Annotated in this window: 15 protein-coding genes; 10 read left to right on the top strand and 5 right to left on the bottom strand. The window is 73.2% G+C overall.

What is annotated here, in order from left to right:
- The first annotated feature begins 32 nt into the window (after window positions 1–32).
- From AB0Q96_RS30650 to AB0Q96_RS30630, 5 genes are all read left to right on the top strand, one after another.
- Entirely contained in the window at window positions 33–587 is a 555-nt protein-coding gene (locus AB0Q96_RS30650; protein ID WP_365331088.1) for a cupin domain-containing protein, read from the top strand.
- A 257-nt stretch (window positions 588–844) separates the two neighbouring features.
- The gene (locus AB0Q96_RS30645) at window positions 845–1,528 is read left to right on the top strand and encodes a DsbA family protein (RefSeq protein WP_365331086.1); all 684 of its coding nucleotides are present in this window, start codon (window positions 845–847) and stop codon (window positions 1,526–1,528) included.
- 164 nt (window positions 1,529–1,692) lie between these two features.
- Complete coding sequence (locus tag AB0Q96_RS30640; protein ID WP_365331084.1) at window positions 1,693–3,345, top strand: FAD-dependent monooxygenase; 1,653 nt, start codon at window positions 1,693–1,695, stop codon at window positions 3,343–3,345.
- A gap of 33 nt (window positions 3,346–3,378) precedes the next feature.
- A complete protein-coding gene (locus AB0Q96_RS30635; RefSeq protein WP_365331082.1) occupies window positions 3,379–4,818 on the top strand; it encodes an MFS transporter in 1,440 nt (479 codons plus the stop codon).
- Window positions 4,819–5,258: 440 nt separating this feature from the next.
- A complete protein-coding gene (locus tag AB0Q96_RS30630) occupies window positions 5,259–6,308 on the top strand; it encodes a methyltransferase (RefSeq protein ID WP_329418471.1) in 1,050 nt (349 codons plus the stop codon).
- 93 nt (window positions 6,309–6,401) lie between these two features.
- On the opposite strand, the gene AB0Q96_RS30625 is transcribed toward AB0Q96_RS30630, so the two are convergent.
- Window positions 6,402–6,941, bottom strand: coding sequence for an HPP family protein (locus AB0Q96_RS30625; RefSeq protein ID WP_365331080.1), 540 nt, complete (start codon window positions 6,939–6,941; stop codon window positions 6,402–6,404).
- Between the two features lie 171 nt (window positions 6,942–7,112).
- On the opposite strand from AB0Q96_RS30625, the gene AB0Q96_RS30620 reads away from it, so the two are divergent.
- From AB0Q96_RS30620 to AB0Q96_RS30610, 3 genes are read left to right on the top strand one after another with little or no spacing between them, the layout of a single operon-like run.
- Window positions 7,113–7,868, top strand: a complete 756-nt coding sequence (locus AB0Q96_RS30620; protein ID WP_365331078.1) for a (Fe-S)-binding protein — start codon at window positions 7,113–7,115, stop codon at window positions 7,866–7,868.
- Complete coding sequence (locus AB0Q96_RS30615) at window positions 7,865–9,370, top strand: lactate utilization protein B (RefSeq protein ID WP_365331076.1); 1,506 nt, start codon at window positions 7,865–7,867, stop codon at window positions 9,368–9,370. The genes AB0Q96_RS30620 and AB0Q96_RS30615 overlap by 4 nt, the downstream gene beginning before the upstream one ends.
- The gene (locus AB0Q96_RS30610) at window positions 9,367–10,038 is read left to right on the top strand and encodes a lactate utilization protein C (protein ID WP_365331074.1); all 672 of its coding nucleotides are present in this window, start codon (window positions 9,367–9,369) and stop codon (window positions 10,036–10,038) included. Before AB0Q96_RS30615 ends, AB0Q96_RS30610 begins: the two co-directional genes overlap by 4 nt.
- Here the strand turns inward: AB0Q96_RS30610 and AB0Q96_RS30605 are convergent.
- Entirely contained in the window at window positions 10,025–10,588 is a 564-nt protein-coding gene (locus AB0Q96_RS30605) for a hypothetical protein (protein ID WP_365331072.1), read from the bottom strand. The genes AB0Q96_RS30610 and AB0Q96_RS30605 overlap by 14 nt on opposite strands.
- 288 nt (window positions 10,589–10,876) lie before the next feature.
- Between AB0Q96_RS30605 and AB0Q96_RS30600 the strand changes: the two genes are divergently transcribed.
- Complete coding sequence (locus AB0Q96_RS30600) at window positions 10,877–12,094, top strand: AI-2E family transporter (RefSeq protein ID WP_365331070.1); 1,218 nt, start codon at window positions 10,877–10,879, stop codon at window positions 12,092–12,094.
- A gap of 24 nt (window positions 12,095–12,118) precedes the next feature.
- Here AB0Q96_RS30600 and AB0Q96_RS30595 read toward each other — a convergent pair whose 3' ends face one another.
- Window positions 12,119–13,018 (bottom strand): EamA family transporter, encoded by a 900-nt coding sequence (locus AB0Q96_RS30595; RefSeq protein ID WP_365331068.1) that lies wholly within the window; start codon window positions 13,016–13,018, stop codon window positions 12,119–12,121.
- Between the two features lie 69 nt (window positions 13,019–13,087).
- Here AB0Q96_RS30595 and AB0Q96_RS30590 point away from each other — a divergent pair, with 69 nt between their 5' ends.
- Window positions 13,088–13,969 (top strand): LysR family transcriptional regulator, encoded by an 882-nt coding sequence (locus AB0Q96_RS30590; RefSeq protein WP_365331066.1) that lies wholly within the window; start codon window positions 13,088–13,090, stop codon window positions 13,967–13,969.
- Here the strand turns inward: AB0Q96_RS30590 and AB0Q96_RS30585 are convergent.
- Together AB0Q96_RS30585 and AB0Q96_RS30580 are read right to left on the bottom strand one after the other, a co-directional pair.
- Window positions 13,944–14,897 (bottom strand): PhzF family phenazine biosynthesis protein, encoded by a 954-nt coding sequence (locus AB0Q96_RS30585; protein ID WP_365331065.1) that lies wholly within the window; start codon window positions 14,895–14,897, stop codon window positions 13,944–13,946. The genes AB0Q96_RS30590 and AB0Q96_RS30585 overlap by 26 nt on opposite strands.
- A complete protein-coding gene (locus AB0Q96_RS30580) occupies window positions 14,887–16,086 on the bottom strand; it encodes a CaiB/BaiF CoA-transferase family protein (protein ID WP_365331063.1) in 1,200 nt (399 codons plus the stop codon). The genes AB0Q96_RS30585 and AB0Q96_RS30580 overlap by 11 nt, the downstream gene beginning before the upstream one ends.
- Window positions 16,087–16,114 lie beyond the last annotated feature (28 nt).

Genomic DNA, 16,114 nt, shown 5'->3' with positions numbered 1-16,114 from the left:
CGCGCCCGGAACGATACGAGAGGAAAGCAGTCATGACCTTCATCTCCGACAACTCCGTCACCGACGGATTCACGCTGGGGCCCGGTGAGGGCCGGCCGATCGGCCACCAGGTGAACCTCAAGGTCGGACAGGAGACCACCCCGAACCTGCTGGCCGTGGAGTGCGAGTTCGCGCCGGGCTTCGACGTCGGCGCGCACAGCCACTCCACCCACGAGGAGATCTTCTACGTCCTGGAGGGCGAGGTGGAGTTCTTCGCCTTCCAGCCCAAGGTGATCACCTCCGAGCCCGGCTCGTGGACCCAGTGGGAGTCCAAGACCGGGCAGAAGGTGACCCGCGCGACCCCGGGCACCGTGCTGTACGTGCCGAAGGGCACCCCGCACGGCTTCCGCAACCCGGGCGACGTGAAGATGCGCTTCCTGCTGGTGGGCACGCCCGCCGGGCACGAGAACTACCAGCAGGAGATCGCCGACCTGCTCGCCTCGCCCCCGAAGGACGAGGAGGACCTGCGCCGCGCCGTGGAGGAGATCCGCCGCAGGAACCACACCGAGCAGCTGACGCCGGCGGTCCGGGCTCCCTCGGACATGTGACCCGGCCGCCGGGCCGCGGCCGTACGGTTCCGGCCGCGGAGCGCTGAGGGCCGGTCCCCCGAAGGGGACCGGCCCGCGGTGCTGCCCGCGCACGGCCCCGGCCCACGGGATGCCGTGTTCACGCCATGCCGCACGCCCGCCCCGCGCACCACCCGCGCCACGCACGCCATGAACGCCCCGCACGCCCCGCGCACCGCCTACGCCACGCGGACGCACCCGCCCTGCCCCACCCGTACCGACACCGGAGGCCCGATCCCGTGCCCGACGCACCCGTCACCCTGACCTTCTGGTCGGACCTGAGCTGTCCCTGGGCGACCCTCGCCCTGGACACCCTGCACGCCGAGGCGCTCCGCCTCGACGTGGAGCTCCTGGTCGACCACCGGGCGTTCCCGCTCGAACTCTTCAACAAGATGCCCACGCCGAAGCACATCATCGACAGCGAGATCGTCGCCATCGCCGGCCGGCTGCCGGAGCTGGGCTGGCGGCTGTGGCACGCCCCCGACGCCACGTACCCGGTCACGATGCTCCCCGCCATGGAGGCCGTGCAGGCCGCCAAGGACCCGGCCGTGGGCGGCCTGGCCGGCAGCGACCAGCTCGACACGGCGCTGCGCCGCGCCTTCCTCGTCGAGAGCCGCTGCGTCAGCATCCCGGCGGTGATCCTGGAGGCCGCCGACACCTGCCCGCTCGTGGACACCGACGCCCTGGAACGCGCCATGGCCGAGGGCCGGGGCCGGGCCGAGATCCACCGGGACTGGAAGGAGGCCGTGCGCACCTCGGTGCAGGGCAGCCCCACCCTGTTCGGCGCCGACGGGCAGCCCGTGCACAACCCGGGCCCCCGCTACCACTGGTCGAAGGACGTCCCCCCGCCGGAGGGCGGATTCCCGGTGCTGGAGGAGTACAGCCGCGACTGGGCGGCGACGCTGCTCGGCGCGAAGGGCTGAACGGGCCGTTCCGGCCTCTTGACGGACCGACCGGTTGACGCGATTCCGCATGGCTGACCGGCCGGTTCCCGTCGTCGATCAAGATCCCACGAACACGTGATGTCCACGCGCCCCCGGAGGGGGATGCTGCGTACGTCACCTCGGGCAGCGGAGGGTTAGGAGCTATGGACAACGTCCCCGTAGTCGTGGTCGGTGCAGGACCGGTCGGGATGATGACGGCACTGGAACTGGCCCACCATGGTGTGGCCTGTGTGCTCGCCGAGCAGAACGCCGGCCCCACCGTGCATCCCAAGATGGAGTTCACCAACCCCAGGACCATGGAGCACCACGCCAGGCTCGGGGTGGCGGACGACATCCGCAGGGCGGGCGTGCCCGCCGAGTACCCCTTCGACGTGCTCTGGTCGACGGGACTCGACGCCGAGCGGCTCGCCGTCTGGCAGCAGCCCTCCGTCGAGGAGAAGTGGCGGCTGATCAGGGAGAACGAGGACGGCGGGCAGCCCAGCCAGCCGTACCAGCGCGTCTCGCAGGCCGACCTGGAGCCGGTCCTCCTGGACCACTGCCGCCGTCACCCGCTCATCGACGTGCGCCACCTGTGGCGCTTCGAGTCGCTCCGGCAGGACGCCGACGGTGTCACCAGCACCTTCCGCGACCTGGACGGCGACCTCACGCGCACCGTGCGCTCGGCGTACGTCGCGGCCTGTGACGGCGCCGGCAGCACCATCCGGCGGGCCGTCGGGATCCCGCTCACCAACGGCGGCATCGCGGACGGCGAGGGCGGCGAGGTGCACGACCTGCCGGCCGCGTTCTCCGTGACCTTCCGCAGCTCCGACAGCGAGAGCCTGTTCCGGCACGGCTACTTCTGGCACTACTTCACCAACCGCTACGTGCTGATCTCGCTCGACGAGGCCGGCACCTGGGCCTTCCACTCGCTGCGCCAGGAGGACTTCGACCCGCCGCCCGCCGACCCGGCGGCGTGGATCCAGGAGCAGCTCAACGTCGACCTGGACATCGAAGAGGTGCACGTCACCTCGCGCTGGACGCCGAAGTACCTGATCGCCGACGGCTACCGCTCCGGCCGGGTCTTCCTCGCCGGCGACGCCGCGCACCAGATGTTCCCCTCCGGCAGCCACGGCATGAACACCGGCGCGGGCGACGCGGTCGACCTGGGCTGGAAGCTGGCCGCGGTGCTGAACGGTTTCGGCGGGCCCCGGCTGCTCGACAGCTACGAGGCGGAGCGGCGCCCGGTCGGCCTGCGCAACATGACCATGTCGCGCCGCCACCTCGACGTGCACTTCCAGTTCATGCGGCTCGGCGCGGAGGGCGCGACGCCCGCGGAGCAGGGCGCGTTCCTCTCCGCGCAGCCGGGCGAGAACACGTACGAGGGCATCTACCTGGACTACCGGTACGCCGGATCGCCCGTCGTCTGGGCCGACGGGACGAGCGAGCCGCCCTCCGACCTGCTGCGATACGTCCCCAGCACCTGGCCGGGCTCCCGCCCGCCGAGCCTGGTCCTGGAGGACGGCGGGCAGCTCTTCGACCTGTTCGGCCGCGAGTTCACGCTGGTCGACATGGTGGGCGACGGCCAGGCCGACGCGCTGCTGGCCGCGGCCGGGGCGGCCGGACTGCCGATCACCCACGTCGTCGTGAAGGACGACCGGGTGCGGGACCTGTGGGACTGCGACCTCGCGCTGGTACGCCCGGACCAGCACATCGCCTGGCGCGGGGACCGCTCCCCCGCCGACCCGGCCGCCGTCATCGACCGGGTGAGGGGCGCAGCGAGTGACGAAGCGCCGCCGACAGGGGTGGCGAACTCGTGACGGGCATTGCAGATTCGTTTTATGGAGGCGTCAGTGGCGACCGAACAGTTTGAGAAAAGCAATACCTCCCGCGGCGACGCGGGAACGGCGAACGGGCGGGCCTGGCTGATCCTGGCGCTGGTCTGCGCCTGTCAGTTCATGGTGATCCTGGATTCGTCCATCGTGAATGTCGCCCTGCCCTCGGTCCGTGAGGACCTCGGCTTCACCGACACCGGTCTCGCCTGGGTGGTGAACGGATATCTGCTGACGTTCGCCGGCATCATGCTGCTCGGCGGACGCGCGGCCGACCTGTTCGGTCCGCGCCGGATGCTGACCGCCGGTCTGCTGGTGTTCTCGGTGTCGAGCCTCGTCGGCGGTCTCGCGTCCGCCTCCGAGGTCCTGGTGACGGCGCGTGTGGTGCAGGGCGTCGGCGCCGCGATGATGGCACCGTCGACGCTGGCGGTCATCAACACGGTCTTCACCGAGCCGGGTGAGCGGGCCAAGGCGTTCGGCGCCTGGGCCTCCTCGGGCGGCGTGGGCGGTCTGGCCGGCGCGATCGTCGGCGGCGCGTTCACGACCGGTCTGTCCTGGCGCTGGGTCTTCCTCATCAACGTGCCGATCGGCGCGCTGCTGATCGCCGTGACGCTCACGCAGCTGTCCGCCGCGCGCACCACCCGCCGCGAGTCGCTCGACCTCCTGGGCGCCCTGACCGGCACCCTCGGCCTGGCCGCGGTGGTCTTCGGCGTCATGCACATCGCGGACCACGGCTGGACCGACACGCTGGTCGTCGGACCGATCCTGGTCGGCCTGGTCCTGCTGCTCGCCTTCCTGGTGGTCGAGACCAAGGTCGCCCACCCGATGGTGCCCCTGAAGCTGTTCAGGAACCGGGGCATCGCCACCGGCAACGCGATGCTGCTGCTGTTCGGCGGGATCGCCATCGCGATGTGGTACTTCACGGCGCTCTTCCTGCAGAACGTCCTCGGCTTCACCGCGCTCCAGGCCGGTCTCGGCCAGACGCCCGCCGCCGTCGGCTTCATGGTGGTCGCCCGCTACGCCTCGGCCTGGCTGCCGAAGGTCGGCGTGCGTCCGCTGATCCTGGCCGGCAGCGCCTGCTTCGTGGCGGGCTTCCTGTGGCTGTCCGCGGCCGGCCCCGGCAGCGGCTACGCGGCGAGCGTGCTCGGCCCGACGCTGCTCATCTCGGTCGGCATCGGTCTGACCTTCCCGACCCTGATGGCGGCGTCGACCGCGGGCGCGCCCGAGGAGTACGCGGGCATCGTCGGCGGCCTCGCCAACACGGCGAGCCAGGTGGGCGGTTCGATCGGTCTGGCGGTCCTCGCGACGGCCGCCGGCGCCAAGGCCGCCGACGCGGCCGAGGGCACCTCCAAGGTGGACGCCGTGGCCTCCGGCTACGACCTGGTCTTCCTGTGCGCCGCGGGCATCGCCGTGGGCATCGCTCTCGTCAGCCTGCTGGTGCCGAAGAAGGAGAACGCCTGACCCGTTCCGGCGTCCCGGGCGCGCCCCCTGCCGACGGCTTCCCGCCGTCGACAGGGGGCGCGTTCTCGTTTGAGGCGTACGCGTCGAGGCGTACGCGTGAGGGCGTTCTCATGGGGGCGTTCTCATGGGGCCCCAGACCCGGCGGCGGCTCCCGTACCGCCCTGCCACACCGCCCTACCACACCGGCGATTCAAAAGGGATCCCCCGGTACGCGTGCTACCGAAATTCACCCGTTCCCGGGTCGTTCGGAGGCCGTTCCCGGGCATCACGAGAGTCCATTAACCCGCCCCACCGGGGCCTTTCGTAGATCGCATGAATACGTGATGCTCCTCATCTCCCCGTGCGACAGCCTGTATTCACGCCCTCCGCTGAGCGGCCGTCCGGAAAAGACATCGCCCGACCGGGTATTCACCACGCACTGAATCTGGGAGCGAAATACAATGTCGGACACTTCGATCGACCCCTCGACGAGTTCCATCGAGCCGCTGCGTGAGCTCTTCTACGGCCACTACAGGTTCCAGTACCTGAGCGCCGCCTGCCAGTTCGGCCTCTTCGAGCTGCTGGGGCGCGAGCCCGGCCTCACCCGGAAGGACGTCGCGGACCGCCTGGGCATCGAGGAGCAGCCGGCCCGCATCCTGCTGCTCGGCTGCACCAGCGCCGGCCTGCTCCGCAAGGAGGACGACCGCTACTACAACACGGCGGTCTCCGAGCCGCTGGCCGGCAAGCTGGACGACATCCCGGCCGCGTTCGTGCCGTGGGAGCAGCAGATCAACTACCGGCCGATGTTCTGGTTCTACGAGTCGCTGAAGGAGTACAGCAACGTCGGCCTCCAGAAGGAGGTCCCGGGCGACTCCCCGACGCTGTACGGCCGCCTCGCGCTGGACCCGGCGAAGGAGACCGTGTTCCACAACATGATGGGCTCCGTGAGCCGCGTCATGGCCGAGGAGCTCGTGCAGGAGCTGGACCTGTCCGGCTACACCCACCTGCTGGACATCGGCGGCGGCACGGCCGTCAACGCGACGCACCTGGCGCGCCGCTGGCCGCACCTGCAGATCACCATCGCCGACCTGCCCACCGTGGCGGAGCGCGCCAACCAGAAGATCGCCTCGCTCGGCCTGAGCGACCGGGTCCGCGCCGTCGGCCTCGACGTCTTCAAGGACGAGTTCCCCAAGGGCTGCGACGCGGTCCTCTTCGGCCACTTCCTGGAGATCTGGTCCGCGGAGCGCAACAAGGAGCTCATCGCCAAGGCCGCCCGCGCCGTCGAGCCCGGCGCCGGCCTGTTCGTGGCCACCCCGCTGGCCCACGACGACGAGACCGGCCCGGACGTGGCGGCCGCCCTGTCCGCGTACTTCCTGACCATCGCGTCGGGCGAGGGCATGGTCTACACGCCCAAGGAGTACGAGGAGTGGGCCGCCGAGTTCGGCTTCGAGGCGAGCGGTCGCCTGCACGTCGGCATCGGCGACATCGTCATCAAGGGCACCAAGCGCTGATCCGCCCGGCACCCGCCTGATCCAGAACGCCCGCTTCCCGGTCTCCCCCGGGGAAGCGGGCGTTCTGCGTCGCGTCCCGCGCGGGGGCGTCGCCTACCACCAGTAGACGGGGTACCTCGGGCCCGCGCGGCGGACCCGGGAGGCCGCGTAGCCGGTCAGGACCAGGAGGACCGCGGAGCCGAGGAGCAGCGGGACGAAGCGGCCCGGCGCGGGTGCCTGGAGCACGATGACGACGGCGGTGGCCACGGCCGGGGAGTGCGGGGTGCGGGCGAGCGCGTTCAGTGCCATGGTGACGCCCGCGGCGAGCGCGGCGACCCAGGCGGCTCCGCCGGCGAGCGTGAGCGCCGCGTAGCCGGCGCACATCCCCATCAGGTGCCCGACGAGCACGCTGCGGGGCTGCGCGAGCGGCAGGGTGGGGGCGCTGTGCACGAGCGCGGCGCTCGCCGCCAGCGGCGGGATCAGCACCGGCTCGTGCAGCACGGCGCCTATCCCGACCAGCCCGAGCAGGACGGTGGTGGCGCCGCTCACGCTGAGCAGGGCCGCCGCGGGCGCGGGGCGGGCGGGCGGACGGGCCGCCGGAGCGGTGGGGGCGGTGGGGGCGGTCTGGGGGCGCGTGGGCGCGGCTGTCGTCATGATGGGCGTTCCGGGGTCGGGCGGCCTGCGGCCGGATTCTGGACCCCGGTGCGGCGGTGCCCTCGCGCTCAGCCTATCCAGCGGGTTCCGGCCACGGGCCGCCGGGGCTGTCTAGGGTGATCACCAGCTGGTGCGAGGAACCCCGCCCCCGACCTCCCCGAAGGAGCCGCGATGCGTGTCGCCCTGTTCCTGACGTGTGTCAACGACACCCTCTATCCGGACACCGGCCGCGCCGTGGTGCGCCTGCTGACCCGCCTCGGCGTCGACGTCGACTTCCCGCGCGGGCAGACCTGCTGCGGGCAGGCCCACTACAACACCGGCTACCGGCACGAGGCCGAACCGCTCGCGCGGCGCTTCGCGGAGGTCTTCGGAGGTTACGAGGCGATCGTGACGCCCTCCGGTTCGTGCGGGGCGATGGTGCGCGAGCTGTATCCGCGGCTGGGCGAGCGGGCCCGCGCGGAGGGCCGCGGCGACGGGCTGGCCACGGTCCTGGCGCCGGTGGTGCCGAGGACGTACGAGCTGACGGAGTTCCTCGTCGACGTGCTGGGCGTGACGGACGTCGGCGCCCACTACCCGCACACGGTCACGTACCACCCCACCTGTCACGGGGTGCGCGGCCTCGGGCTCGGCGACCGTCCGCTGCGGCTGCTGCGGGCGGTGAAGGGGCTCGACCTGCGGGAGCTGCCGGGTGCCGAGGAGTGCTGCGGCTTCGGCGGCACGTTCGCCCTGAAGAACCCGGACGTCTCCGCGGCGATGGGCGCGGACAAGGTGCGCGGCGCCGAGTCGACCGGCGCGGAGGTGCTGTGCGCGGCCGACAACTCGTGTCTGATGCACCTCGGGGGGACGATGGTGCGCCTGCGGACGCGGCTGCGGCCGGTCCACCTCGCGGAGATCCTGGCGAGCACGGAAGCGGAGCCCCTGGCATGAGCGGCACCTTCGTCGGCATGCCGGCGTTCCCCGAGGCGGCGCGCGAGGCCGTGGCCGACGAGCGGCTGCGCGGCAACCTGCGGCACGCCACCCGCACGATCCGCGCCAAGCGGGCCGCCGCCGTCGCGGAGCTCTCGGACTGGGCGGAGCTGCGGGAGGCCGGCCGGCGGATCAAGGACCACACGCTGCGTCACCTCGACCACTACCTGCTGCGGTTGGAGGAGTCGGTGACGGCCGCCGGCGGCACGGTGCACTGGGCGGCGGACGCGGCGGAGGCCAACCGGATCGTCACGGACCTGGTGAAGGCCACCGGCGAGTCGGAGGTCGTCAAGGTCAAGTCGATGGCCACCCAGGAGATCGGCCTCAACGAGGCCCTGGCGGCCGAGGGCATCCGCGCCTACGAGACCGATCTCGCCGAGCTGATCGTGCAGTTGGGCGACGACCGGCCCTCGCACATCCTGGTCCCGGCCATCCACCGCAACCGCGGCGAGATCCGGGACGTCTTCCGCTCCGAGATGAAGGAATGGGGCCGCCCGGCGCCCGAGGGCCTCTCCGACTCCCCCGCCGAACTGGCCGAGGCGGCCCGGCTCCATCTGCGGGAGAAGTTCCTGCGGGCCAAGGTGGGCATCTCCGGCGCCAACTTCATGGTCGCCGAGACCGGCACCCTGGTCGTCGTCGAGTCCGAGGGCAACGGCCGCATGTGCCTGACCCTGCCCGAGACGCTGATCTCGGTCGTCGGCATCGAGAAGACGATCCCGACCTGGCGGGACCTGGAGGTGTTCCTCCAGACCCTGCCGCGTTCCTCGACCGCCGAGCGGATGAACCCGTACACCTCCCTGTGGACCGGCACGACCGACGGCGACGGGCCGCGCGCCTTCCATCTCGTGCTGCTCGACAACGGGCGCACCGACACCCTCGCCGACGAGGTCGGCCGGCAGGCGCTGCGCTGCATCCGCTGCTCGGCCTGCCTCAACGTCTGCCCGGTGTACGAGCGGGCCGGCGGGCACGCCTACGGCTCGGTCTACCCGGGGCCCATCGGCGCCATCCTCAGCCCGCAGCTGCGCGGGACGGCGAGCGAGATCGACGCCTCCCTCCCGTACGCCTCCTCGCTGTGCGGCGCCTGCTACGAGGTCTGTCCGGTCGCCATCGACATCCCGGAGGTCCTGGTCCACCTGCGCGAACGCGTCGCCCAGGGCGGTCCGGCGACCCGCGAGGGCAACAAGGTGGTGCTGCGTCCCGCGAAGGGCCACGCCGCCGAGCGGGCGGCGATGCGCGCGGCCCGCTGGGCGTTCGGCCGGCCGGGCGTGCTGCGCACCGGCCAGCGGCTCGCCGCCCGCACCCGCCGGCTCCACCCCCGGACGCTGCCCGGCCCCGGCCGGGCCTGGAGCGCGACCCGCGACCTGCCGCCGATGCCGGCGGAACCGTTCCGCGACTGGTGGGAGCGGACCGACGGCGGCCGGAACGACGGTGCCACCCCGCAGGACCGTGAGGAGACGCGATGAGCAGCAGGGACCGGGTCCTCGGCCGGGTGCGGCGCGCCCTCGCCGGACCTCCGAGGGACCCCGAGCCGTACGAGGAGGCCGTCCCGCGCGCCTATCTGCGGCAGCACGGCGAGCGGAGCCCCGAGGAGACCGTGGACCTGCTCGCGGAGAACCTGGCGGACTACCGGGCGCTGGTGCACCGCTGCACGCCCGGGGAGCTCCCCGCGGTCCTCGCGGGACTGCTGGCGGCGCGGGGCGCGCGGACGGTACTGGTGCCGCCGGGCCTCGATCCCGGCTGGCTCGCGGCGAGCGACGCCGAGCGGGTCCCGGACCGCGCGGAGAGCACTCCCGGCGCACTCGACCGGATCGACAGCGTGGTCACCGGCTGCGCGGTGGCCGTCGCCGAGACCGGCACCCTGGTCCTCGACGGCTCCGCCGACCAGGGCCGCCGCCGCATCACCCTGATCCCGGACCACCACATCTGCGTGGTCCGCACCCCCGACCAGGTGGTCACCTCCGTCCCGCTCGCCCTCGGCCGCCTCGACCCGACCCGCCCCCTGACCTGGATCTCCGGCCCGTCGGCGACCAGCGACATCGAACTGGACCGGGTGGAGGGGGTGCACGGCCCGCGCACCCTGGAGGTCGTCCTGGTCGGCGACCGGCCCTCGTGGGGGTTCAGGGGCAGGTGACGTTGATGGTGACCTCGTGGGTGGCGGCGACGCTGCTGCCCCAGTTGCCGAGGACGTCCTTCATCTGGACGCCGTAGTAGGACCAGAGCTTCCAGGGGCCGGCCTGGCAGGGGTACGCGGTGCCGTTGGTGGCGGCCTTGTCGCTGCCGGAGGCGCCGGGGAAGACGGCGTCGGTGGTCTTGGTGCCGTCGGGGAAGGTGATCTCGTAGGAGCTGGGCTCCCAGATACGGCAGCCGTTGGGCGGTGCCGCCCAGCCGATGATCTTCCACCAGCCGCATTCGGTCCACAGGGTCGGGTAGACGCCGCCGTTGCCGCTGTCGTAGAGGCAGAGCCAGCTCTTCATCCGCCGGTCCTGGTTGCTGTCCTTGTAGTCGACCCACTCGCCGCCACAGTGCGGCTCCTCGACCGTCCTCGTCACGGAGACCGCCCGCTCCGCCGCGGGCGTGGCCGCGGCGGGCGTGGACGTGACGGTGAGAGCGGCTACGGCAGCCAGGGCTGCGGACACAACGGTGCGGTGCAGGGCGGCAGCCCGGACACGAGAAGTGATCATGGAGACATCCTGGCGTTCCGTCTGCCCCTGTCCCCTCGGAGAAACGATCATCCGTCACTCGAAAGAGGAGCCGGGAGACGCGATCCGTGGCCGGTCCTGCCCCTCTGGAGACCGCTGTCGACGCCGGGCCCGCGATACCCACGCGAAGCGCTCCGGGTCGGGTGCACGATCCACCGCAGTGCCGCACGCCCCGGGGACACCCCGGGGGCCGACATTCGCCCGACCCGGTCGGGCGAATGTCGGCTCCCGGCCGTGGCGTGGCACGGCCACGGTGGTACGTCGTCGGTCATGCAGCCAGCCGCACCGCCCACGGTCGCCCCGCTCCTCCGCACGGCCGCCGCCTACGCGTGGCGCGTGCTGGTCGTCGGCGCGCTCGTCTACGTCCTGTTCTCCGTGCTCGGGCGGTTCCACGAGGTCGCGGTGGCGGTGTTCCTCGGCCTGGTGATCACCGCGCTGCTGCGCCCGGTCGCCGATCTCGTCGCGCGGAAGCTGCCCCGCCCGCTCGCGGTGGCCCTCACGCTGTTCGGCGGCATCGCGCTCGTCCTCGGCGTGCTCACCCTGGTCGGCGAGGCGGTCGCGGGCGAGAGCTCGACGCTGGCCCGGGAGTTCCGGGACGGCGTCGGCCGGATCGAGGACTGGCTCCAGCGGCCGCCGTTCCGGCTGAACCCGCGGGCCCTCACCGACATCCAGGCCAAGATCGGCGACTTCCTGTCGAGTCACCGGTCGACCCTGGCCAGCCAGGCGCTGAGCGGGGCGCACCAGGTGGTGGCGGTGCTGACCACGCTGGCCCTCGCGGTGTTCTGCTCGGTGTTCTTCATCCACTCCGGGGACCGGCACTGGGACTGGTTCCGGGATCAGCTGCCCGGGTCCGTGCGCGGGCGGGTGGGGGTCGGCGGGCGCGCCGCCTGGCGCACGTTCACCGGCTACACCCACGGGATCGTGCTGGTGGCCGCGACGAACGCGATCCTCGTCGGCGTCGCGCTGTGGCTGCTGGGCGTGCCGCTCGCGGTGCCGTTGGCGCTGCTGGAGTTCGCGGCCGCGTTCGTCCCGCTGATCGGCTCGCCGGTCGCGCTCGCGGTCGCCGCGGTCGTGGCGCTCGCCACGAAGGGTCCGTGGGTGGCGGCGATCGTGATCGCCCTGATCGTGGTCATCGGCCAGATCGAGGGCCACCTGCTGCACCCGCTGGTCATGAGCTGGGCCGTACGGCTGCATCCCCTGGTGGTGGCGATCTCGGTGGTCGCGGGTTCGATCGCGGCCGGCATCCTCGGCGCGGTGGTGGCGGTGCCGTTGGTGTCGGTGGTGTGGTCGGTGTATACGGCGCTGCGCGAGGCGGGCGGGGAGGGAGCGGGTGGGGTGGAAGTGGGGGTGGGTGACGCAGGGACGGACGGCGACGGCAGCCCGGGCGCGCCCGGGCCTGGCGCGCCGGGTCCAGGAACGCCTGGTCCTGGAACGCCTGATCCTCACCCGCCGGGTCCCGGAACCCCTGCCCCAGGCGCGCCCAGCTAGTCGACCGCCCGGCCCGCCGCGGGTTCAAACGGCGGGCCCGCGGCCCGAGGTGGCGATGCTCAACACGTTGGCGCCGACGACCGCCCCGATGGCGGTCGCCTCGATCCAGCCGAGGCCCTGGCCGAGCCCGATCCAGCCGACCAGGGCCGCGAGGACGGGGTTGACGCTCATGAAGAGCCCGAAGGCGGCGGGCGGCACGTGCCGGAGCGTGAAGAGGTCCACGAGGTACGGGACGGCCGAGGCGAGCAGTCCGGCGGCGACCGCGTAGCCGAGGGACGCGGCGGTCGGCGGGTGGCGCAGGACGACGTACAGCCCGATCGGCAGGAACATGACGGCGGACAGCAGCGCCGCCGCCGCGCTCCCCTGGGCACCGGGGATCCGGCTGCCGACCGTGCGGTTGAGCAGGATGTACGCGGCCCAGCACACCGCCCCGAGCAGGCCCGCGCCCATCCCGACGTAGTCGGTGGAGGTCTGCGGGCGCATGAGGACGACCACCCCGGCCGCCGCCACGACCGCGCAGAACGCGTCGACCCGGCGGCGGGTGGCGGCCAGCGCGATGGCGAGCGGCCCGAGGAACTCCAGGGTCACGGCGAGCCCGAGGCCCACTCGGTCGATGGCGGTGTAGAGGGAGAGGTTCATCGTGCCGAAGACCAGCGCGAGCAGGGCGACCGGCCGCCACTGGTGCCAGGTGAAGCTGCGCAGCGCGGGCCGCCCGACGGCCAGCAGGACGGCGGCGGCGACGTACTGCCGCACCGCGACCACGCCGACGGGCCCGAGGACGGGAAAGGCGAGGGAGCCGCTGGCGGCGCCGATCTGGTTGGACAGACCGCTGCCGAGCATGGCGGCGACGCCCGCCGAGGAGGCGCGCGGGGTCGGCCCGGGGCGCGGCGCCGGGGCGGTTCCGGCGGCAGGAGCAGAGTGCATGAGCAGATCGTCGATGCCCGACCTCCTTGCGCAAAATGCATGAACGGGTCAGGTCTATACGCTGGAGTCATGGACGACAGGAACAGTGCGGGCGGCGCGGGTGTGGAGCTGCGGCAGCTGCGCTGTCTCGTCGCGATCGTCGACGAGGGCACGTTCACCGACGCGGCGCTCGCGCTGGGCGTCTCCCAGGCGGCCGTCTCCCGCACCCTCGCCTCCCTCGAACGGGTCCTCGGCGTACGCCTGTTGCGGCGGACCTCGCGCGCGGTCACCCCGACGGCGCACGGGATACGGGTGGTGGCGCACGCGCGGCGGGTGCTCGCGGAGGCGGACGAACTGGTCCGGGAGGCGACGTCGGGGCAGCGCGTCCTGCGGATCGGCTACGCCTGGTCGGCCCTGGGCCGGCACACCCCGGCGTTCCAGCGCCGGTGGGCGGCGGCGCACCCGGACGGCGAGCTGCAGATGGTACGGGTGAACACCGCGACCGCCGGGCTCGCGGAGGGCTCGTGCGATCTCGCCGTGCTGCGCAGGCCGCTGGAGGACCGGCGCTTCGACTCCGCGATCGTGGGCCTGGAACGGCGGCTGTGCGTGATGGCGGCCGACGATCCGCTGGCCCGGCGCCGTTCGGTGCGCCTGGCGGACCTGACGGGTCACACGCTGCTGATCGACCGGCGCACCGGCACCACCACGCCGGAGCTGTGGCCGCCGGACTCCCGGCCCGCGACGGAGGAGATCTTCGACGTGGACGACTGGCTCACCGCGATCTCCACCGGCCGCCGCATCGGGATGAGCGCGGAGGCGACCGCGAGCCAGTACCGCCGCCCGGGGGTGGTCTACCGCCCGGTGCGGGACGCCGAGCCGGTCGCGGTGCGGCTGGCCTGGTGGCGGGACGATCCGCACCCCGCCGCGCCCGGTGTGATCGAGCTGCTCACCGCGCTGTACCGCGAGGTGTGACGGGCCGGCCCGGGCCGGTGTCTCCTTCGATCAGCGCCGTGCCGCCGATCAGGATCCTGGGTGCCCGGGCCGGCGCCCCCGTCCCGGCGGTCGGCCGGTCGACGCACGTGGCCGTGATGCGCGCGGGGCTGCCGAGGGCGTCGCCCATGTCGACGGCGAGGTCGGTGTGTCCGCGTCCGGCCAGGTGGGCGGCGAGGCAGGCGGTGCTGTTGGCGTTGGCGATGTCCTCGGGCACCCCGATGGAGGGGGCGAACATGCGGGCCGCGAGGGAGCCCGAGGGGGACGGCGGCGAGTGGACGTAGGCGCCGAGGAGTCCGAGCCGGTCGCAGGCCGCGCGCAGCCGGTCGGGGTCCGGCGCGAGCGCGGCGAGGGCGGCGCGGGAGTCCACGGGCACCAGGATCCGCTGCCGGCCGACCCCCGCGACCCGCGCGTCCGGGCCCGCCTCGCCGGGTGCGAGGCCCAGGGCAGGCAGGACGAGGGCGAGTTCGGCGGCGGTCGGTGCGCGCAGGTCGACGGGGCCGGGGTCGAACAGGCCGGTGCCCCGGTCCCCCTCCGCCCGGGCGCGGCCGGAGAAGACATGCCGGGCGGTGCGGAGGGTGGCGCGGTACGGCTCCCCCGGCGCGGCCCGCGAGGCGAGGAGGACGAGCGCGGCGACGGTGCCGTGCCCGCAGGCGGGCAGCTCGCCCTCGGCGGTGAAGAAGCGCAGGTCCACGGTGGGTTCGGGGGCGTCCTCGTCGCGCACGCGGACGTACACGGCGTGCGAGGCGCCCCATGCCCCTGGCACCCCGCGGCGGGCCTCGTCGTCCAGGGACGCGGCGGCCTCACCCGTCTCCAGGACGACGGCCGTGGGGCTGCCGCCGGCCCCGTCCCGCTGGCAGGCGTGAACGAGGTGGACCTGTAGGCCCGGTGACGAGGTCTCAGATCGCACGGTCGGCCCGCATCCGGTCGATGTCGGGCGCCGCGTAGCCCAGTTCGGCCAGGATGCGCGCGGTGTGCTCGCCGACCGCGGGCACGGCGCCCATGTGCGCGTCGACGCCCGCGAGATCGGCCGGGGGCAGCAGGGCGGGCACGAGGGCGCCGCCGGGGATCGGGACCTCGCGCCAGCGGTCCCGGGCGCTGAGCACGGGGTGTTCCAGGAACTCGGCGATGTCGTTGACCCCGGCGTTGGCGACGCCCGCCTCGTCGAGCAGTTTGCCCGCCGTCACGCTGTCGAGCTCGGCGAACCGGGCGGCGACGAGCGCGTCCAGCGCGTCGCGGTGGGCGACCCGGTCCGAGCCGGTGACGAACCGCGGATCGTCGACCAGACCGGGCCGGCCCAGGAACCGCTCGCACAGGGCGGCCCATTCGCGCTCGTTCTGGACGGAGAAGAGGACGTCCTTGCCGTCGGCCGCGGTGAAGGCGCCGTAGGGGGCGATGGTGGCGTGCCGGGTGCCGACGCGCGGGGGCTGGGTGCCGCCGAATCGGGTGTAGTAGGCGGGCTGGCCCATCCATTCGGCGAGCGCCTCGAAGAGCGAGACCTCGACGGCGCGGGCCACGCCCGTGGTGGCGCGGGTGAAGAGGGCGGTGAGGATGCCGCTGTAGGCGTACATCCCGGCGGCGATGTCGGCGACGGACACCCCCGCGCGGGCGGCGCCGTGTTCGTTCCCGGTCAGTGACACCAGGCCGGTCTGGCACTGGACCAGCAGGTCGTAGGCCTTGCGGTCGGCCCACGGTCCGCTGGTGCCGTATCCGGAGACGGTGCAGGGGATCAGCGAGGGGAAGCGCTCGGCGAGCGCCTCGGCGCCGAGTCCCATACGGGCGGCGGCGCCCGGCGCCAGGTTCTGCACGAACACGTCGGCGCCTTCGAGCAGGCGCTCCAGGACCTCGCGCCCGGCCTCGCTCTTCAGGTCGAGGGTGAGGGACTCCTTCGACCGGTTGAGCCACACGAAGTAGCTGGACTCGCCGTGCACGGTCGTGTCGTACCGGCGCGCGAAGTCCCCCTCTCCCGGGCGCTCCACCTTGATCACCCGGGCGCCCAGGTCGGCCAGTTGGCGGGTGGCGAAGGGCGCGGCCACGGCCTGTTCGAGGCTGACGACGGTGATGCCGGAGAGCGGGAGCCCGTCGGGGCGTGCGGTCATGGAGGGGCCTCCTGGAGGTGCGGTCCTG

The organism is Streptomyces sp. NPDC093111 (assembly GCF_040683955.1).
Classification (GTDB): domain Bacteria; phylum Actinomycetota; class Actinomycetes; order Streptomycetales; family Streptomycetaceae; genus Streptomyces.
This window is presented reverse-complemented; position numbering and strand designations above follow the sequence as displayed.